Source organism: Rhizobium sp. Leaf453 (assembly GCF_001425605.1).
Classification (GTDB): Bacteria; Pseudomonadota; Alphaproteobacteria; order Rhizobiales; family Rhizobiaceae; genus Pararhizobium.
This window is the reverse complement of the sequence record NZ_LMRG01000001.1, coordinates 244530-263107: the sequence shown is the minus strand read 5'-3', so window position 1 is coordinate 263107 and position 18578 is coordinate 244530. Positions and strand designations below refer to the sequence as shown.

General features: G+C 60.2%; 16 protein-coding genes and 1 riboswitch. Of the genes, 9 read left to right on the top strand and 7 right to left on the bottom strand.

Annotated features, from left to right (window positions below):
• Positions 1–79 precede the first annotated feature (79 nt).
• Positions 80–1279: an MFS transporter gene (locus ASG68_RS01320; RefSeq protein WP_062575874.1), complete on the bottom strand. Its 1200-nt coding sequence runs from the start codon at positions 1277–1279 to the stop codon at positions 80–82.
• A 111-nt stretch (positions 1280–1390) separates the two neighbouring features.
• Between ASG68_RS01320 and ASG68_RS01315 the strand changes: the two genes are divergently transcribed.
• From ASG68_RS01315 to ASG68_RS31050, 4 genes are all read left to right on the top strand, one after another.
• Complete coding sequence (locus ASG68_RS01315) at positions 1391–2206, top strand: AraC family transcriptional regulator (protein ID WP_062575875.1); 816 nt, start codon at positions 1391–1393, stop codon at positions 2204–2206.
• 215 nt (positions 2207–2421) lie between these two features.
• On the top strand, positions 2422–3231 hold the full coding sequence (locus ASG68_RS01310) for a MipA/OmpV family protein (protein ID WP_062575876.1): 810 nt from the start codon (positions 2422–2424) through the stop codon (positions 3229–3231).
• Between the two features lie 67 nt (positions 3232–3298).
• Positions 3299–4258 (top strand): 4-hydroxybenzoate octaprenyltransferase, encoded by a 960-nt coding sequence (gene ubiA / locus ASG68_RS01305; protein WP_062575877.1) that lies wholly within the window; start codon positions 3299–3301, stop codon positions 4256–4258.
• Positions 4259–4403: 145 nt separating this feature from the next.
• Positions 4404–4592 carry a hypothetical protein gene (locus tag ASG68_RS31050; protein ID WP_156373782.1) on the top strand — a complete coding sequence of 63 codons (189 nt, stop codon included), beginning with the start codon at positions 4404–4406 and terminating at the stop codon, positions 4590–4592.
• On the opposite strand, the gene ASG68_RS01300 is transcribed toward ASG68_RS31050, so the two are convergent.
• Positions 4576–5142 carry a DUF6101 family protein gene (locus tag ASG68_RS01300; protein ID WP_062575879.1) on the bottom strand — a complete coding sequence of 189 codons (567 nt, stop codon included), beginning with the start codon at positions 5140–5142 and terminating at the stop codon, positions 4576–4578. The two genes, ASG68_RS31050 and ASG68_RS01300, sit on opposite strands and share 17 nt — an antisense overlap.
• Positions 5143–5480: 338 nt before the next feature.
• On the opposite strand from ASG68_RS01300, the gene ASG68_RS01295 reads away from it, so the two are divergent.
• Positions 5481–7781 carry a DUF1217 domain-containing protein gene (locus tag ASG68_RS01295; protein ID WP_062575880.1) on the top strand — a complete coding sequence of 767 codons (2301 nt, stop codon included), beginning with the start codon at positions 5481–5483 and terminating at the stop codon, positions 7779–7781.
• A gap of 7 nt (positions 7782–7788) precedes the next feature.
• Here ASG68_RS01295 and ASG68_RS01290 read toward each other — a convergent pair whose 3' ends face one another.
• Positions 7789–9225 carry an FAD-binding oxidoreductase gene (locus tag ASG68_RS01290; protein WP_062575881.1) on the bottom strand — a complete coding sequence of 479 codons (1437 nt, stop codon included), beginning with the start codon at positions 9223–9225 and terminating at the stop codon, positions 7789–7791.
• 2 nt (positions 9226–9227) lie between these two features.
• Entirely contained in the window at positions 9228–10202 is a 975-nt protein-coding gene (locus tag ASG68_RS01285) for an L-threonylcarbamoyladenylate synthase (RefSeq protein ID WP_062575882.1), read from the bottom strand.
• Positions 10203–10423: 221 nt separating this feature from the next.
• Here ASG68_RS01285 and ASG68_RS01280 point away from each other — a divergent pair, with 221 nt between their 5' ends.
• Positions 10424–11485, top strand: a complete 1062-nt coding sequence (locus ASG68_RS01280) for a diguanylate cyclase domain-containing protein (protein ID WP_062575883.1) — start codon at positions 10424–10426, stop codon at positions 11483–11485.
• 3 nt (positions 11486–11488) lie between these two features.
• On the opposite strand, the gene ASG68_RS01275 is transcribed toward ASG68_RS01280, so the two are convergent.
• Positions 11489–12094: a DUF6656 family protein gene (locus ASG68_RS01275; RefSeq protein ID WP_062609106.1), complete on the bottom strand. Its 606-nt coding sequence runs from the start codon at positions 12092–12094 to the stop codon at positions 11489–11491.
• Positions 12095–12449: 355 nt separating this feature from the next.
• Positions 12450–12648: riboswitch (cobalamin riboswitch) on the top strand.
• Positions 12649–12767: 119 nt separating this feature from the next.
• Between ASG68_RS01275 and ASG68_RS01270 the strand changes: the two genes are divergently transcribed.
• Positions 12768–14012: an aromatic ring-hydroxylating oxygenase subunit alpha gene (locus ASG68_RS01270; RefSeq protein WP_062575885.1), complete on the top strand. Its 1245-nt coding sequence runs from the start codon at positions 12768–12770 to the stop codon at positions 14010–14012.
• A 1-nt stretch (position 14013) separates the two neighbouring features.
• A complete protein-coding gene (locus tag ASG68_RS01265) occupies positions 14014–15108 on the top strand; it encodes a hybrid-cluster NAD(P)-dependent oxidoreductase (RefSeq protein ID WP_062575886.1) in 1095 nt (364 codons plus the stop codon).
• A gap of 55 nt (positions 15109–15163) precedes the next feature.
• Here ASG68_RS01265 and ASG68_RS01260 read toward each other — a convergent pair whose 3' ends face one another.
• A complete protein-coding gene (locus ASG68_RS01260; protein WP_062575887.1) occupies positions 15164–16834 on the bottom strand; it encodes a hypothetical protein in 1671 nt (556 codons plus the stop codon).
• Positions 16835–16984: 150 nt separating this feature from the next.
• Positions 16985–17956: a glycoside hydrolase family 25 protein gene (locus ASG68_RS01255; protein WP_062576556.1), complete on the bottom strand. Its 972-nt coding sequence runs from the start codon at positions 17954–17956 to the stop codon at positions 16985–16987.
• Between the two features lie 147 nt (positions 17957–18103).
• Between ASG68_RS01255 and ASG68_RS01250 the strand changes: the two genes are divergently transcribed.
• Positions 18104–18571, top strand: coding sequence for a BA14K family protein (locus ASG68_RS01250; RefSeq protein WP_062602706.1), 468 nt, complete (start codon positions 18104–18106; stop codon positions 18569–18571).
• The last annotated feature ends 7 nt before the right edge of the window (positions 18572–18578 follow it).

Here is an 18578-nt window from a genome sequence, read left to right as displayed (position 1 = left end):
CCTGCTGCATGAATTCTACCGGTCATGGCAATCGGCTGCAGGATGAATGAGGGGCGCTGCGGCCCCTCTTTTCTCCATCTCAGCGGTGGCTCGGCAGCTTCGGCAGGAAGATGGTCAGCAGGCCGAGCAGCGGCATGTAGGAGCAGACGGTGTAGACGAATTCGATGCCGTTGCGATCAGCGAAGATGCCCAGCACCGCGGCGCCAATGCCGCCGAAGCCGAAGGCAAAGCCGAAGAACATGCCGGCGATCAGGCCGACGCGGCCGGGCACAAGCTCCTGCGCGAACACCACGATGGCGGAGAACGCAGACGAGAAGATGAAGCCGATCAGGATGACCAGAGCCGCTGTCCAGAACAGGTTGGCGTAGGGCAGCAGCAACGCGAACGGGATAACGCCGAGGATCGAGAACCAGATGACGAAGCGCGCGCCGAAACGGTCACCGATCGGCCCGCCGAAGATCACGCCGGCAGCCGAAGCGCCGAGGAACAGGAACAGCAGCAACTGCGCATCCTGAACGCCGAGGCCGAATTTCTCGATCGTGAAGAAAGTGAAATAGCTCGACAGGCTGGAGAGATAGGCGTTCTTCGTCGCCGTCAGGATAACGAGAACGATGAGCGTCCAGATGACCTGGTTGCGGGGCAGGGGCAGGGTGCGGCTGACGACCTTGCGGCCGGCCGAGCTGCGGCGATGGCGGGTGTACCAGACGCTGACCCAGGAGAGGACGACAAAGCCGGTCAGCGCGATGATCGAAAACCAGCTCAGGCTGCCCTGTCCGCGCGGAACGACGATGAAGGCGGCCAGCAACGGCCCGATCGCCGTGCCCGTATTGCCGCCGACCTGGAACAGCGACTGCGCCAGACCATGGCGGCCGCCGGAGGCCAGCCGGGCGATGCGCGATGCTTCCGGATGGAAGATGGCCGAGCCGATGCCGATCAGGCAGGCGCCGATGACGAGAACATAGAATTCATGGGCATGGGCAAGCGTGATCAGGCCTGCGCAGGTCGACAGCATGGCCGAAGGCAGCGAAAACGGCATGGGCCAGCGGTCGGTGACGACGCCGACTGCCGGCTGCAGCAGTGAGGCCGTGACCTGGAAGGCGAAGGTCAGGAGACCGACCTGAACGAAATCGAGCGCGTAGTTCGCCTTGAGCAGCGGATAGAGCGAGGTCAGCAGCGACTGCATGATATCGTTCATCATGTGGCAGAAGCTGACGGCGAGAATGACGGAAACTGCCGTCTTTTCCGCGCTGATGGGTGCGTTCGATGTAATACTGGCCATGGCCGGTGTTCCTTGCCCGTCGTTCACGTATTTTGGATATGCACCGTCTCTACAATGCTTGAACGTGGCCTGCTTTCGTGCTCTGGTCGCATTCTTTCGTGAGTGGGCCAAATGCGAACAATCGATCTCACCGGAACAAAGGTTCAGGACCCGGACGACCATTTTGCCAGCCTGTCCTGGATCGAAATGGCCAACGAGCCGGTGGTGGCGCTTGGGCGCATCTATCCCGCCGGCTTTCGGGTCCCGGCCCACAATCACAGCAAGGCGCAGCTCTGGTGTGCACGCAGTGGCGTGGTGCTGGTCAGCACCACGCGCGGGCGCTGGATGATTCCGCCCGGCCATGCGCTGCTCATTCCTGCCGGTTTGGAACATGCAACCGAGATGATCAGCGAGGTGCGCATGCATTCGATCTATGTCGCTTCGTCCATCGTCGATGCATTGGATCCGCGCGTGCTGGAGGTCACGACCCTCGCCGCCAGCCTGATCGAGGAACTGGTGACTTCCGATGAACGGCCGCAATCCGAGCGGCGTCAACTGCTGATCATGGAACTGTTGCTGGACGAAATCGGTCGGCTGTCCGAGCGCCCGCTCGGTCTACCATTCCCGGGAGATGAGCGGCTTGCCCGCCTGTGCCGGCATTTTCTGAAAGTTCCCGCGGCCAATGCAGGCATTGATGATTGGGCGCGGGAACTCGGCATGAGCCGCCGTTCGTTCACCCGGTTTTTCCGGGCCGAGACCGGCGTCAGCTTCGTCACCTGGCGGCAGCAGGCCTGCCTTTTTGCATCGCTTCCGCGCCTTGCGGCCGGCGAGCCGGTCACCAATGTCGCACTCGATGCGGGGTACGAGAATATCGCCGCCTTCACCACCATGTTTCGCCGCATGCTCGGCAGTTCGCCCAGCACCTATCTGAAATCCCGCGCCGCATAGGCTCGGAAAATGATGTTCGACCGTGGTGCCTAACTCCATGATTCACTTGAATATAAGCAATGTTTCATGGAAAAGAATCGCTGAAGACTTCTGGTTAACGAGATGGTAGTGAGGCGGGGCCTATAACGCGCCGAAACGACCCATGTCAGTTTGCCCTTTCGTTGCCGGGATCGCTGGCATCGGGCGTTTGAGGGCTTGTATCCGGAGTTGCCGCCTTGTTTCGACCGTCTGCTTTCCTTCTTTCCGCCGGGCTGATTCTGGCCGCTTCCTCGTCCGCGTCGGCGCAGGAGGGGCAGCATTTCTGGTCGGGCGACTGGTATCTGAAAGTCGGCGCCACCGGCTTTATCGGGCCGAAATATGATGGCGGTTCGGATCGGCTGTTCCAGGCTGCCCCGCTGATCTCGCTGGGCCGCGCGGGCAGCACCGTCCGATTTTCCTCGCGCAACGATAACCCTGCCTTCGCCTTCGTCGATCAGGGTGCGTTCCGCGCCGGTGTCGCCGGCAAGCTGATCTTCGAGCGCGACGAAGACACGTCCAACGATCTGAAGGGGCTCGACCCCGTTCGCTTCGGTGGTGAACTCGGTGGCTTCGCCGAGGTGTATCCGACAGACTGGCTGCGCATCCGCGCCGAACTGCGTCAGGGCATCCGCAGCCATCACGGCCTGGTCGCCGATGTTGCCGCCGATGGTTTCGTCGATGTCAGCGACAATGTCCGTCTGTCGGCCGGCCCGCGCCTTTCGGCCGCGACCAGCGATTATTTCGATGCCTATTACGGCGTCAGTTCTTCGGAGGCTGCAAAATCAGGCTATTCCAAATATACGCCGTCCGGCGGCATCGGCTCGGTCGGGGCAGGGGCTGCGATCACCTGGCAGGCGACCGAGAAGCTCGATACGAGCGCTTTCGTCGAATACAAGCGCCTGATGGGGCCGGCAGCGGATTCGAGCATCGTCAAGGAAGGCGGCAGCCGCAACCAGTTGCTGTTCGGTCTTGCCGCGACCTACCGCTTCGATTTCACGCTGGATTGATATCTTGCCGCAGGTGTGCTGCGCCTGATCGCTTGACCGCGCCTGCCGGCCGCTGCAAACAGGCGGCATGAGCAATAATCCAGCCGATTCCGGTCGCGTCTACGATGCGCCATCCAACAATTGGGTCTATCGCGTCCTGCCAAGGGCGCTCTGGCCCTATGCGCAACTGGCACGCTGGGACAGGCCGATCGGCTGGCAATTGTTGCTGCTGCCATGCCTCTGGTCGGCTGCGCTCGCGGCCAATGCAGCGGCGGCACTCGGAACCTTTTCCGCCAGCCGCTTCGTTCTGCACCTCGTCCTTTTCTTCATCGGCTCCGTCGCGATGCGCGGCGCGGGTTGCACCTACAATGACATTGTCGACCATGACATCGACATGGAAGTGGCGCGCACCCGCTCGCGGCCGCTACCCTCCGGCCGCGTGACCCGGTTTCAGGCCAAGGTCTTTATGGTGCTACAGGCGCTTGCCGGACTGATCGTGCTGCTGCAGTTCAACGGCTTCTCCATCGCGCTCGGCATCTTCTCGCTGGTTTTCGTGGCGATCTATCCGTTTGCCAAGCGCTTTACCGACTGGCCGCAATTCTTCCTCGGGCTCGCCTTTTCATGGGGCGCGCTGATGGGCTGGTCGGCGGAGTTCGGCAGTATTGGTGCGGCGGCGATCGTCCTCTACATGGCGGCGATCGCCTGGACGGTTGGTTACGACACCATCTATGCCTATCAGGACAAGGAAGATGACGAATTGATCGGCGTGCGTTCTACCGCGCGACGCTTCGGCGATCGCCCGAGGCCCTGGTTGTTTGGCCTGTATGGCCTGACGGTCTTTCTGCTCTTCGTCGCCTTTGCCTTCGCGGGCGCCGGTTTCCTAGCCTATGTCGGACTGCTGGTCGCAGCAGTCCTCTTGTTCTACCAGATCCTCGTGCTCGACATTCACGATGCCAAACAGTGCCTGGCACTGTTCAAGTTCAATGGCGTCGTCGGGCTGATCGTGTTTATCGGGCTGTGTGCCGCGCTTGCTGTAAGGCTGATATAAAAAACCCTCCGGCCGGGCCGGAGGGCAAGGGTCCACCGCAGCAAACCATCATGTTCAAGCCCAGCTCAAGTCCGTGTCGCGGCTCTTCTTCGTCCTAGTGAAGCGGGCGGAAATGGCGGCAAAAGCCGCGCGGATGAATGTGCGCATGGGTGTCTCCTTCTCGTTGCTGCACTGTGCCGAGCGCATATGGCATCAAGAAGGCGTCGCCGGTGTTTCCTGGGGAACGATGCAACCGGTTGAAAACAGAAACAAAAAACCGGCCGCAGGGGACGACCGGTCTTTTGCACTGGAGGAACTTTCGAAAAATGTGTCGAAAATCAGTTCCGGGCGATGATTTCCCGGCCATTGATTTTCATCACCACGCCGAGGCTGCCGGTGGAGCGGCGCATCAGGAAACGCGGACGGCGATCGTTGAAAAGCGAGTGGCGGCGGCGCGGCTTGATTTCGCGGGTGCGCACTTCGCCCAGATGGTCTTCCAGCGGCCGGGCGACGCCATCGGCTTCGACCATCAGCATCGGAATCCGGTAGGCTTCCGACCAGCTGCGCCAGTCGGCGGCGATATCGGCGAGATCATGAGCGACCAGCAGCGGGATGCACAGGTCCGGGTCATCATGGTGCAGTTCGAGGGTCACGGTCACTTCTCCATCTCCGTGGTCGATGGCGCGGGCCGCAACACCCTTGAAGGCGCGGGCGGGCAGGGCGATCGACAAGGGCAGGCCACTGGACGGCAGAACCTTGCGCATCACGGCGCCGCGCTCGTCCAGACTGATGGTGACATTGCTCGACTGTCCGCGCAAGGCGTAGCTAGCCTGCTGGGGGAAGCGTTTCGGATCCAGTCGCAGTGTGGTTTCGACCCAAGCCGGTTGAGAATTTGTCTTCAGCATTACAATCGCCCTTGTTTTCCTTGAGAGCCGGTTTCCGGTCTTCTCCTTGGGACTTTTCGTCCTCTGTGAGCTCAAGATAGGCGGGTCCCGTTTGAGACGACTTAAAAATCGCAGTTAAAAAACTTTGCATTTCCTGATGGTTAGCAAAAGCCAACGCGTCAGGGTTTCCCAAATGTGAAAAAAATAAGCGGCATTTCGCACATCCCCCATCCGTCTTCGGGAAAAGCCACGCACAAGGCAGGCCGTCCATCTTGGCCACGGTTATGACCGCAGGGTGCGGGATTGCGTCCGTTCGGATGGCGTTCCGTCAACAGTTTCAGGCGATCGGCAGAGCGGCGATGGTATCCACATATATCGACTATAATCTCATCACCCGCGACATGAAGACGAGCCTGCAGCGCACCTCCGAACAGGTGCTCGTTGCCCGAGAAAGCCAGTATTACAAGGAAAATATCGGCAAGGTCACGTCGATCGACGACTTCCTCGGCGACTACCGTCTCTACTCCTACGCCATGAAAGCGCATGGCCTGGAAGACATGACCTATGCCAAGGCTTTCATGCGCAAGGTGCTGGAAAGCGACCTGAGCGACGAGAGCAGCTACGCCAACATGCTGACGGACGAACGCTACCGCAATTTCGCGATGGCGTTCAGTTTCTCGCAGTCGACCGAAGTGGTTCAAAGCAACGCACAGGAAGACGACCTGATCGGTCTCTACAATCAGTCCATCGCCAATCAGGGTGATGCTGTCAGGGAAGATACGGTCTATTTTAACGCAGTGATGGACACGGTTACCACTGTCGACCAGCTCTGGCAGAACGAGCGGCTTAAGAATTACGTCCTCACCGCCTTCGGCTTCGATCCGAAATATATGGACTACACCCATTTCAAGGGTGTGGTGACCAGCGATGTCAGCGATTCCAGCAGCTATGTGAATGTAAAGGCGGCGGCCTACACCCAGGGCCTGCAGGACAAGATCACCGCTGTCCAGAACAGCGCCACCCCGGCGGAACTTGCCGACAGCACCAGCGCGGCCAGCAAGCTGATCGCGCAGTACCAGAGCCAGATCAACAACGCACCGGACTACACGCCGCTTGCGGCCGCCTTCAATTTCCAGAACGACGGAACGCTGGCGAGCGGCGACAAGGCCATGTCGGATGCGCAGAAGGCCGCGACGAACGAAGCCTATGTCTTCCAGCAGCCGCGTCTGTCGTCCTCGGCTGCGCAATTGAACCAACTCTATTACGATTCGACCATCGCGACGGTCGACAATGTCAGCGACATCACCGGCAACAGCCGGCTGTTCTCTTATCTGCGCGTCGCCTATGGCTTGCCGTCCGGCTTCCTGACGTCGACATTCGAAAACATCGTCACCAGTGATCTCAGCGACCCTGCAAGCTATGCCAATACGCAGGGCGGCGAATACAACGCCATCTACAAGGAACTGGCGGCCGCCTTCAATTTCGCGACGGACGGAACGGTGACTGCGGGCAATGCGCAGACGGCAGCCCAGATGGCGAAAACCGACGGCTTGTGGACCGCCCGCTATGACGACGCTGACGAGGCGGCCGATGAAGCGCTCATCAAATCCTACAAGACACTGATCAGCCTCGTGTCGGATGTCGATGGTCTGCTGGCCGATACGAAGATCATGAAGCTCGCTTTGACCGCTGTCGGTCTGGAGAACGAAGGTGATTCAGCCCGCAAGCTGAAGAAAGTCCTGACGAGCGACCTCACGGATCCGAAGAGCTACGTCTATACGCTGAAGGACGATCGCTACGTCGAACTGGCCAAGGCGTTCAACTTCAAAGCGGATGGAACGCTCGGAATACCGATGCTGGCCCAGTCGGAATCGGAAATCCTCAACACCGCCAAATCCTATGTCATCGAGAAAAGCCGCTTCGGGACGGAGGACGACAAGACCAAGGCGACGGAGGAATCGAAGTATTACAGTGCCGAGATCGAGAAGATCGAAACGCTGGATGACCTCCTGTCCAACCGGCGTCTCGTCGATTTCATCGTCGTTGCCGCAGGGCTCGATCCGGAAGAGGTGACGACCGACTATCTGCGCCAGATGTTCGAGTCGGACTTCAGCGACCCCAAGAGTTTCATCAATACCGAGCCGAACTCCGAGATCTACAAGCAGATCGTCTCATCCTACAATTTCGACGCTGAGGGAAACCTCGCCAAGCCGACACAGGGCATCCAGACGCGGCGCGGCCTGCTTGAGACGGAAGACCTCTATCTCAACCAGACACTGGAAGAGCAGAAGGGCGAGGACAATGCCGGCGTGCGTCTGGCGCTCTATTTCCGGCGCATGGCAGAGGACGTCAGCACCGCCTATGACATTCTGGCCGATACTGCGCTTCTGCAGGTCATCCAGACGACGTTCAGCATTCCCGAGGAAATGGCGAGCGCCGACGTCGATATCCAGTATGCCTATATCAACCGCGTTCTCGATATGGAGGACCTGCACGATCCGGAAAAGCTGGAGAAACTGCTGCAGCGGTTCACGGCTCTGTACGACATCGAAAACAATGTCGATGTTTCACCCGCCGAACTCGTCCTGTCGAACAACGGCCGCGGCGGCATCAGCGCCGATACGCTGATGAGCCTTTCGCAACTGAGGCTTGGCGGTTAATCGATGATTATCCGCGTGCCTTGAGCACCTTGTCGGGATTCATGATCCCGGCGGGGTCGAAGGCATGTTTGATCCGCTGCATCAGGTCGATCTCGATCGGCGCGCGCACCTCGGCCAGTTCGTCGCGCTTCAACTGGCCGATGCCATGTTCGGCCGAAATCGAGCCGTTGTAACGCAGCACGATGCCGTGAACGATGGCGTTCATTTCGCGCCAGCGGGCGATGAAAGCGTCCTTGTCGGCGCCGATCGGCTGCGAAATATTGTAGTGAATGTTGCCGTCGCCCATATGGCCGAACGAGCAGATGCGGGCGCCGGGAATGGCTTTGAGGACCGCCGCGTCGGCTTCCGCCATGAAGGCCGGAATGCTGGAGACCGGCACCGAGACATCGTGCTTGATAGAACCGCCTTCCGGCTTCTGCGCCGGCGACATGCTTTCGCGCATGTGCCAGAGACTTTTGCGCTGGGCTTCGTTGGCCGCGACAACCGCGTTTTCGATCAGTCCGCTTTCGAGTTCCGTTTCCAGGAGGGCCTGCATCATCCGCTCGGCGCTTTCTGCCGAGTCAGATGTTGAAACGTCGATCAGCGCATACCAGGCGTGAACCGTATCCATCGGATCGCGGACGCCGGGAATGTGCCGGGCTGTGAACTCGACGCCAAGACGCGGCATCAGTTCGAAGCCGGTCAGTGCCGGGCCGCAGAGGCTCGAGGCCTTGTCGATCAGGGTGAGCGCATCGGCAACGCTTTTCAGGCCGGCAAAGGCTACTTGATGACCGAGAGGCCGGGGAAACAGCTTGAGCACCGCGCCGGTGATGATGCCGAGCGTGCCTTCGGCGCCGATGAACAGGTCGCGCAGGTCGTAGCCGGTATTGTCCTTCTTCAGCCGCCGCAACCCATCCCAGACCTCGCCGGTTGGCAGCACGACCTCCAGACCGAGGCACAATTGCCGCATGTTGCCATAGGCAAGCACCGCCGTCCCGCCGGCATTGGTCGACAGGTTGCCGCCGATCCGGCAAGAGCCTTCCGAGCCCAGCGATAGCGGAAACAGCCGGTTATGCGCCTCCGCCGCCTTCTGGATATCCGCGAGGATGCAGCCGGCATCGGCAACGATGACATTGCCGACAGGGTCGATATCGCGAATGCGGTTCAGCCGCTCCAGCGACAGAACCACGTCGTTTTCACCGGTACGGGGAATCCCTCCGGCCACATGCCCGGTATTGCCACCCTGCGGCACGATCGGTGTGCTGGTGGCGGTCGCCATTTTCAGGATTGCGGAGACCTCCTCGACACTGCCGGGCCGCAGCACCAGCGGGCTCGTACCCTTGTAGAGCCCACGCGATTCCACGAGGTAAGGGGCGATGTCGCGTGTGTCCGTCAGCGCGTTGTTTTCGCCAACGATTGCGGCAAAACGCGCCATGAGATCGGAGGAGAGGGCGGTATTCGTCATCGCTATTCCCTTGGCGCAGCGGCCCGTTCGAGCCGGTCGAGGATCGCCTCGCCCAACCCCTCGTTCGGGATCGGTCCGAAGGCGATGGTCGCGGCATCCGAGGCGTCGGCCTGCTTCATATAGGCAAAGAGATTGGCGGCGGCTTCCCGCAGGTCGCCTGTCGGGCTGAGGTCGAGTACGAGGGTCGCCGTGTCCTCGCCCGGCAATGGTCGGCCGCCGAATTTTATCAACGCTTCGCCGGGCTGGACATCGGCAGCATCGAGCCGGACCGCGGCGCCCGGTGCGTAATGCGAGGCCAGCATGCCGGGCGCTTCGATCGCAGCGCCTGCTGTCTCCGGACGCAGCACAGTCTTGCCGGTCAGCTTCTCGATATCAGCGACATCGAGACCACCGGGCCGCAGCAGGCGAATCTCGTCGCCTTCCACCTTCACGATCGTCGATTCCAGCCCGATCTCGGCTGAGCCCGCGTCGAGGATCAGGCTGAGCCTGTCGCCGAGATCCGCCTCGACATGGGCTGCACTGGTCGGGCTGATCTTGCCGGACGTATTGGCGCTCGGCGCAGCCAGTGGTTTGCCGAAGCGTGCAATCACCGCGCGTGAAAAACCGTCGGGCATGCGCACGCCCAGCGTATCGAGACCGGCTGAGGCCAGCGAATGCACTTGGCTGTCGGCCTTCAGCGGCAGGATCAGCGTGAGGGGGCCTGGCCAGAAGGCCTCCGCGAGTTGGCGCGACACGGGATCAAAGGTGACATGCTGCTCGGCCATCTCGAAATCCGCGACATGGCAGATCAAAGGATTGAAACGGGGGCGACCCTTCATTTCGTAAATGCGGCTGATCGCATCCGGATTGGTTGCATCCGCCGCCAGTCCATAGACCGTCTCTGTGGGTATTGCGACAGGCTGACCAACTTCCAGCGTTTCGCAGGCCTGCGTCAATGCGCGATCCGGTTCCATGCGTGTATCGATGATCAGGGCCATATGCATTCCAAGGATCGGGGCCCACGGAAAAGGACAGGCGGGCGCAGGCGTTTCCTTTACAGGGCTTGGCCGGATATTGCCAAGTGCATTCGGAAATCGCTGTGTTCTGTCCCTGATCGCGACAGTGCCGATTAAGATTTCTTAAAATGCGACACCTTCGGTTAGCGCGACGGAAAGCTGTGCCTGATAGTTGTGCAAATCACCACATTACCGGAGCCATAATGGTCAACAAGAAATCCACGCCGAACGATCTCGCCCTTCGTATCGCAACGGCCATGCACCAGATGGGCATCGATGCCGCCCCCCGGAATTACGAGCTGGTCTACGAGGCCTATGCCGGCGCCAATCCGGATCTGGTGCGGGATTTCATTGCGCTCGGAAAATACAAGTCGCAGGCTGCACTGGATGAGTTGGGCCGCAAATATCTGCCGCATCATCACGAGGCGAGCGTACTGGCGCGTTCGACGACGATCGTGCGCGACGAGATGAGCAATTTCATGAACCTGCTCACCCGCGAGAAGACGGCGCTCGACGCTTATGGCCAGCTGATCGGCGAAGCGTCGAAGGCGCTTGTCGTATCCGACGAGGCAAGCCAGGCGGCGCTTGCCAATTCCATCCAGGCGCTGAAGCGGGCAACGGAGCACCAGGTGTCGCAGAATGCCGAGATGGAGCAGAGTGTCACCGCACAATCGACCGTGATTGCCGGCGTCCAGAAGGAACTTGCCGATTTCGAGGCAACGAAATTCTCGGATGCGGCGACCGGGCTGTCCAACCGGCGCGCGTTCAACAAGGCGCTTGCCAAGGTTTACGCCGATCCCGACATGCCGCTCGCCTGCGGCATCGCCCTTGCCGAACCCGATACCAGCCAGCGCCTCTCCGGCGAACAGGCCGCTGCCCTTGCCGATACACTGGCCCGGCACATCGGTAGCGTCATTCGCCAAGCCTTCCCGGCATCGGAGTTTGCGGCGCGTTTCGATGGCGCGCGTTTCGGTTTCCTGATCAATGCGAGCGAGGAGCGCGAAGTGGTGCGGATGATGGCGCTGCTGCGCTCGGGCCTGCGCGGCGTTCATTTCAAGCATCCGAAGACCGGCCGCAATCTTGGCAGCGTGACATTGTCCGTCGGCGTCTGCATGTCCGGTGATGCCGGCAATGCGTTCGACCTGGTCAACGCGGCTGAAAAGGCATTGGCCAGGGCGCAGGCCAAGGGCGGCGATCATACCGTCGTCCATGGCAATGGGCCGGAGGCGCCGGCTGGTCGCGATTGGCTGATCTACAAGCAGTAGGCTCTAAAGGCTGTTGATGATCCGGCGCAACTGCTCGTTGCGGGCGCCGAGCATCAGCACGTTCTTCAGGGCTTCCTTCGGATCGCGCGTGCGGAACAACAGGCCGTTCTGGTGGATGGCGCGGTTGATGCTGAGCTTGCGCGCCTCGGCATCCATCTCGGTCGCCACCGCGAAATACATCCGCGAATAGCCCATGTTGATCTTGTCGAAGAAGCGTTCGTCATCGCCGATTTCCGAGAAGAAGTTGGCGATATAGAAGGACCAGCGCACATCGTCGAACTTGGCGAATTTCGTGCGTGCCGCCGTCACGTGGCAATAGCCGAGATGCGGGCTGCCAGCGAGCGTGCGATGGAACAGTAGCTTTGGAAACTGAATCGACTGGTGAAAGCCGTTGATCCGTTCATGGGTGACATGACCAGCCGCTTCGAGCTTCTTGCCCGTGCGAGCGGCGACTTCATCATGGGTCAGGTAACGCTTTTCGCTCGCGTCCCAGCCAGCCTTGTTCCGGTTGATCCGCCCTGTTCGAAGAAATTCGGTGTAGATCGCAGCCTTTGGGGACTGGATCGGTTTCTTGACGGCTGCGGCGTCGAAATATCTCAGGTTTGACATTGGCCAGCACCAGAATCGCGGCGGCTTGCAGTGTGCATGCCGGGGTGGAAACTCTCCATGAGGGAAAACTACAGTGTGGAGGTTAACGTAATCTTTCCCGTTGTTAACCTTGTCCGATGGCGCGAGGCTTGCGTCGCAAGGCCGTAGAAGTTTCCCGGATGTCGCAAAGAGGCAGTCATTCGACGGCGCAGGCAAGCGTATGGTGGAAAACGCGCCATTTGCCGAAATTTCAGGCTATTTGTTTGTTTTTACTTATATAATAGGCAGTTTTGCAATTTACCAAAACAACTTTCACTGTGTCGTCATTCTGGAATTCGATGTCGCTAATCGACAGCTGTCCGGATATTTCATGGGGCTAGATAAAGACACTCAAGGTGCCGCCTTTATAGGGAGGGCGGAGAATTGGGAAGCCGGTCAGAATCCGGCGCTGCCCCCGCAACGGTGGTGGAGCGAAACCTCGGCAAAAGGCCACTGGAGAAATCCGGGAAGGCGCCGGGATAGTCCGAAAGGACGGCTCCAGAGCCCGGAAACCAGCCTTGTGACGAAATTGATGTTTTGGTTGCGGCGGGCAGCCGGAAGATGAACCATTGAAGTCACGCGCTCTCCAGGCGCGGGGGATGGTTCCTTCCTATTCGCCGTAACTCCTGAAAGAAGTGGCGAGAAGGAAAAGACCATGGATCTCCGCAGCGAAGTTCTCCGCAAATTGAAGACCCGGCGCGCCGGTCATAGCCTGGAGCAGGCCTTCTATACCGATCCCGATCTCTTCAAGCTCGATATGGCAGAGATCTGGTACAAGGACTGGCTGTTCATCGGCCATGATTGCGAAATCCCCAAGGCCGGCAATTATTTCACCGTACAGGTCGGCGAATATCCCGTTGTCATCGTTCGCGACCGCACCGGCACCGTCCGCGCGCTCCACAATTCCTGCCGTCACCGCGGTTCGCGCGTCTGCGCCGGCGCCAAGGGATCCTCCGCAAAGCTTGTCTGTCCGTATCATCAGTGGACCTATGAACTGGACGGCAAGCTTCTTTTCGCCCGCCAGATGGGCGAGGATTTCGACAAGAACCAGCATGGCCTGAAGCCCATCCATTGCGAGACCATCGGCGGCTACATCTTCATCTGCCTGGCTGACGAGGCGATGGACTTCCAGCCGGTTCGCGACATGGTTTCTTCCTATGTCACGCCGCATAACCTGAAGGACACCAAGGTCGCCTTCGAAAGCACGATTATCGAGAAGGGCAACTGGAAGCTCGTCTGGGAAAACAACCGCGAGTGCTATCACTGCGCTGCCAACCACCCGGAACTTTGCCGCACCTATCCGGAAGCCCCGACGGCTACCGGCGTGCAGGGTGCCAAGGATGATCCGGTCATTGCCGAGCACTGGGCAAAGTGCGAGGCCACCGGCCTGCCGAGTGAATTCCGTATGGACACTAGCGGACAGTTCCGCGTTGCCCGCATGCCGTTGATCCAGGATGCCGAAAGCTACACCATGTCGGGCAAGCGCGCCGTCAAGCGCCAGCTGTCTGATGATGTCAGCCAGAGCCAGATCGGCACGCTGCTGCTATTCCACTATCCCTCGACCTGGAACCATGTTCTGGGCGATCACGCCATCACCTTCCGTGTCCTGCCGCTCGGGCCGGAATTGACCCAGGTCACCACCAAGTGGCTGGTCCACAAGGATGCGGTCGAAGGCGTCGATTACAATCTCGAGGAACTGACGCATGTCTGGACCGAGACCAACGACCAGGATCGCCAGATCGTCGAGGAAAATGCCTTCGGCATCCGCTCGCCCGCCTATCAGCCCGGCCCCTATTCGCCGGAACATGAAGGCGGCGTGATGCAGTTCGTCGAATGGTACACCAACTTCATGCAGGACCGCCTGCACGGAGCGTCCACCCCTCTGGTTCGGGTCGCCTGACATGACGATTGTTTCATCCTTCCGTCACTTCGACGAACTACAGCCCTTCAACGACCGGCAGCAGCTTCTGGAATGCATTTCCGTGACCCACGAGGCGCCGGACGTGATGACCTTCGGCTTCAAGGCCGACAGGGATAGCTGGTTCCGGTATCTGCCGGGCCAGTTCGTCACGCTCGAACTGCCGGTGACGCCGGACGATCCGGTGATGCGGACCTATACGCTGTCCTCGACGCCTTCGCGGCCGTTCTCGATTGCCGTCACCGTCAAGGCGCAGGCGACGAGCATCGGCACGCGCTGGATGTTCGATCATCTGAAGCCGGGTATGAAGCTGAAGGCCTTCGGGCCGCTCGGCGACTTCTCCTTCGTTCGGCACACCGGGGAAAAGTACCTGTTTATCTCGGCCGGTTCCGGCATCACGCCGATGATGTCGATGACCCGCTGGATGGCCGATTGCGCCCCGCAATCGGACGTCACCTTCCTGTCCTGCGCCCGCCAGCCGGACGACCTCCTGTTTCGCGAGGAGCTGGAAAACATCGCGCGTAACATGCCCAAGCTCAATCTCGGCTTCATCGTGGAGACCCATGCGCCGCGCCACGGCTGGCACGGGCTGCGCGGCCGCATCGAAACCTCGAAACTGGCGCTGCTTTCGCCCGACTTCCGCGACCGCACGGTTTTCTGTTGCGGCCCGGAGCCGTTCATGAAGGGCGTGAAGTCGATGCTCGAAAGCGTCGGTTTCGACATGAACCGTTACCACGAGGAAAGCTTCCAGCCGGCGGCGGCACCCGCGGCAGAGGAACTGGCGATCCGCGACGGCGCTGGTCATGACGGCGCGACCGTCGCCACCATTACCTTCACCATGGCCGGCAAGGAAGCCAAGTGTCAGCCCGGCCAGACCATCCTGCAGACCGCGAGGGCAGCCGGCGTGCGCATCGGCGCCGCCTGCGAAGGCGGCCTCTGCGGCACCTGCCGTGTCATGAAGGTGGCCGGTGAGGTCGACATGCACCACAACGGCGGCATTCTCGACGACGAGATCGAGGAAGGCTACATCCTCGCCTGCTGTTCCCGCCCGATCGGCGACGTGCAGATCGAGGCGTAGCGGGTCGATTTTATATTGCCGCTAATGGAGGGCGGAGTTCCGAATTTAGCCTTCCTCAAAAAAAGAAGTCACCGGCGTCGAGAGCGGCGAGCTTGACGTTCTTCAAAAGAATACTGTCGCCGTTCAGCCCATCGATCAGCACGTCGCTGCCGACCTGCGTCATGTGGTTCTGGGCCAGGTCCTTGTAGTCGCTGATGCTGGCGAGGCCTGTCAGGTCGAGAATGTCGTGGCTGGAGCCTGTCGCGGCGAAATCGGTGATGGTGTCCTTGCCGTCCTTGGTGGCAAAGACGAACTGGTCGGCGCCGGTGCCACCCGTCAGGATATCGGCTCCACCATGGCCCCAGATTGTGTCGTTTCCGGCCTTGCCGTCGATCGTGTTTGCACCTGCGTTGCCGTGCAGCAGGTTCGCCTGCGCGTTGCCGATGGCGTTGATGTTCGCCGATCCGTTCAGCGTCAGGTTTTCGATATTGGTGGCAAGCGTGTAGGACACGCTGGATTTGACAAGATCGGTGCCGCCGCCGGTGGCTTCCGACAGCTTGATCGTGGCATCGGTGATCACATAGACATCATTGCCCGCTCCGCCGGAGACGGTGCCGTTGACCTTGCCGCCGGTGCCGTCGAAATAGTCGTTGCCGCCGCCAAGCCGGATCGTGCCGTTGATCGTGCCGCTGTTGAAGACGGAATCCACCGCATTGCTGCCGAGAAACGCCGTGCCGGCGGACTTGATCAGGCCGTTGTTATGGAGGCTCGACTTGGTGGCGTCGGAGAAGTCGATGGCCGCAAGTGTCGATAGCGTGCCGGTGATGGTGCCGTAATTGGTGACGGTTTCGCCGCTACCGGCCGCCTTGATGCCGCCACCCGCCGTGATCGTCTTGTTGTTGGTAACGATGGCGTCGTCGGCCGAGACCGAGATCGCATAGGCCGAGGATTTGATCAGGCCGTTATTGGTCACCTTGCCGTCATCGCCGGAAAGCACGATGGCGTCCTTGACGGCGGTGATCGTGCCGCTGTTGGTGATGATCGCGCTGGCGCCTTTCGCCTGGATGGCGATGCCTTTGCTGGAGGTGACCGCGCCGTCATTGGTGATCTTGACGGAGCTCCCCGAGGATACGATGGCAGTGCCGTAACCGATGGCCGTGCCGTGGTTGGTGAGCGTCGCGGCGGCACCAGTCGAGTATATTGCCGAAGATTTATCCGAACGTAGTTCGCCATTGTTGGTCAGGATGACTGACGCCCCGGAAATCTGGACGGCATTGGTCGCCGCATGGGTGGTGCCATGATTGGTGATGACGCTGCCAGCGCCGGAGACTGACATCCCGGCCGAGGCGGTCGATTCAATCAGGCCGCTGTTGACGATATGGGTCGCCTTGCCGGCGATACTGACCGCCGTGAGGCGGGCGTCGATCGTGCCCTGGTTTGTCAGTTCGAGGCTGCCGCTGCTGATCTTCAGGCCGTATTCCTGGCCGGAGATCCTGCCGGTGCTGCTGACGACGAATTCGCTCTTGCTATCAGCAACAGAGGTCGTGCCGAACTGGAACGCGTAGCTCGAGGCGGAGATGACTGTGCCGTTGATGTAGAAATCGCGCCCCGTGGCGATTCCGGTCGCGACGATCGCGGTCGTGGCCGTGCTCAGCGTCACGCCCTTGTTGATCACGAAAACGGTGTCTGCGGAAAGCACCGAGACGGGCGTCGTGCGGTTGCTGCTGATTACGATCTTGCTTGCCATCTGCTCATCATGTGCAGGAACTGATCTGTCGTCCCTAGACTCTTTTCCAGTCGAAAGAATGAATCCGGCCCAAGCCGCCCCGCAATTTCGAACGCCGTGGTAAATGCACGGTAACTCGGCAAAACTGTGGTGCCCACCTGATGCCGGTCCTTAGCGCAAACCCAGCGGAATTGAAACCTTGCCGATCGATCCCGTTACCGTCATGTCCACGCCAAGGCCGGCGGCAGCCTTCGCGTCTGCGGTGGCGATGAGCAGGGGTTTGTCCATCGGCTTTTCCGGAAGCAGTTCGCCCTTCGCCCATATGGCTTTGAGGGTCTTTGCGTCCACCGGTGCGACATTGACATCGATATCGTCAAGCGTGCCGGTGACCCGATAGGGACATCGCCGCTTGCCGCAATTGACTGCCGAGGAAAATTGCCAGAGCGCATAGTTGTCCCAGTTTCCCATCGGGAAGACGTTGCGGATGCCCGGCTTGTAACGCGCGTACCACAGGGGCAGGCGCGAGAGGATCGGGAAGCGGTCGCGATTGGCGGCGATGTATCGGGCCGTGGAATGGTTGGTGTAAAGCATTGGATAACGGCCGGTTCGCGTCTTGATATGCCCGGCGAAGATGGCGGCGTCCTCCAGCGACATGTATTTTTCCGCGTCGATGCCTTCGATGTCGAGCACCATCAGTTCGTCGTCGCGCGGCTCGGCATAGTCGAGGAAATGGTTGGCCTGATCGACGGGGTTGCCGGGGCGGGCGAGATGATAGGCGCCCCAGAGCAGCCCATTGGCACGGGCGATCATCCGTCGTGTCTGGTAGAGTTCGCGGCTGACCGCATATTTGCGCCACATCGTCTTGCAGTGGGCGACCGTATCGCCGCCATGATCGCCGGTGCAGGCAAAGCTTTCGGGCAGGCCGTCGGAGGCCTTGGAGATGAAGGCGGCGATCCGCCGGTCCGTCAGCATGGCCTCCCAGTCGATAATGTTCAGTTCATAGGCATCAATGACAAGGGCGTGGTTCGCCGCCTTCCACGGCATGAGATCACGGGCAATAGCCGCACTCGACACCAGCGCGGCGCCGAGAAGAACGGCGAAGCGGAAGAACCTGCGCAGACGTGGTTTGCGGCCCTTTTCCATGGGAAGAGGGTGGGCAAACATGGTTAACACATCGTTACCCTGCCGCTCGCTAGTTCTGATGACACTATCGTGAATGGAACAAACCAAACCAATCTGCGTTTTTTCGACATGACAATCATGTCGAATACGATGGAATGGAGGAACACCATGGGTGTTTTTGGATTTAAAGCAGCCACCTTGGCTCTGTCGGCAGCGCTGCTGGCGACGTCTTTCACGCCTTCGATGGCGTTCACGCAGATTCCCGTGCCGACCAAGGCCGAACGTCCGGTCGATGTTGTTGACGTGCAGTTTCGCCACCGCCGTGATGGTGACTGGGGCCGTCATGATAATAACTGGCGACGCGGTTATCATCGCCGCGACGGCTACTCCTACTATAATGGCCATCGCGGCTATAATTACCGCCGTTCGGGCTACCGGGAATATAACGGAATGTGGTTCCCGCTGGCGGCCTTTGCGACCGGTGCAATCATTGCCGGTTCCGTTGCCCAGCCCTCCGTGCGCTACGGCGGCAGCCATGTCGAATGGTGCTACAATCGCTATCGCAGCTATCGTGCCTACGACAATTCGTATCAGCCGAATTATGGCCCGCGTCGCGCCTGCAATTCCCCGTATTGATCTTCTC

Coding starts and splice junctions, on each gene's coding strand:
- ASG68_RS01320 (WP_062575874.1), bottom strand. CDS start 1,279: ATGGCCAGTATTACATCGAACGCACCCATCAGCGCGGAAAAGACGGCA.
- ASG68_RS01315 (WP_062575875.1), top strand. CDS start 1,391: ATGCGAACAATCGATCTCACCGGAACAAAGGTTCAGGACCCGGACGAC.
- ubiA (WP_062575877.1), top strand. CDS start 3,299: ATGAGCAATAATCCAGCCGATTCCGGTCGCGTCTACGATGCGCCATCC.
- ASG68_RS31050 (WP_156373782.1), top strand. CDS start 4,404: ATGGGTGTCTCCTTCTCGTTGCTGCACTGTGCCGAGCGCATATGGCAT.
- ASG68_RS01300 (WP_062575879.1), bottom strand. CDS start 5,142: ATGCTGAAGACAAATTCTCAACCGGCTTGGGTCGAAACCACACTGCGA.
- ASG68_RS01295 (WP_062575880.1), top strand. CDS start 5,481: ATGGTATCCACATATATCGACTATAATCTCATCACCCGCGACATGAAG.
- ASG68_RS01290 (WP_062575881.1), bottom strand. CDS start 9,225: ATGACGAATACCGCCCTCTCCTCCGATCTCATGGCGCGTTTTGCCGCA.
- ASG68_RS01285 (WP_062575882.1), bottom strand. CDS start 10,202: ATGGCCCTGATCATCGATACACGCATGGAACCGGATCGCGCATTGACG.
- ASG68_RS01280 (WP_062575883.1), top strand. CDS start 10,424: ATGGTCAACAAGAAATCCACGCCGAACGATCTCGCCCTTCGTATCGCA.
- ASG68_RS01275 (WP_062609106.1), bottom strand. CDS start 12,094: ATGTCAAACCTGAGATATTTCGACGCCGCAGCCGTCAAGAAACCGATC.
- ASG68_RS01270 (WP_062575885.1), top strand. CDS start 12,768: ATGGATCTCCGCAGCGAAGTTCTCCGCAAATTGAAGACCCGGCGCGCC.
- ASG68_RS01265 (WP_062575886.1), top strand. CDS start 14,014: ATGACGATTGTTTCATCCTTCCGTCACTTCGACGAACTACAGCCCTTC.
- ASG68_RS01260 (WP_062575887.1), bottom strand. CDS start 16,834: ATGGCAAGCAAGATCGTAATCAGCAGCAACCGCACGACGCCCGTCTCG.
- ASG68_RS01255 (WP_062576556.1), bottom strand. CDS start 17,956: ATGGAAAAGGGCCGCAAACCACGTCTGCGCAGGTTCTTCCGCTTCGCC.
- ASG68_RS01250 (WP_062602706.1), top strand. CDS start 18,104: ATGGGTGTTTTTGGATTTAAAGCAGCCACCTTGGCTCTGTCGGCAGCG.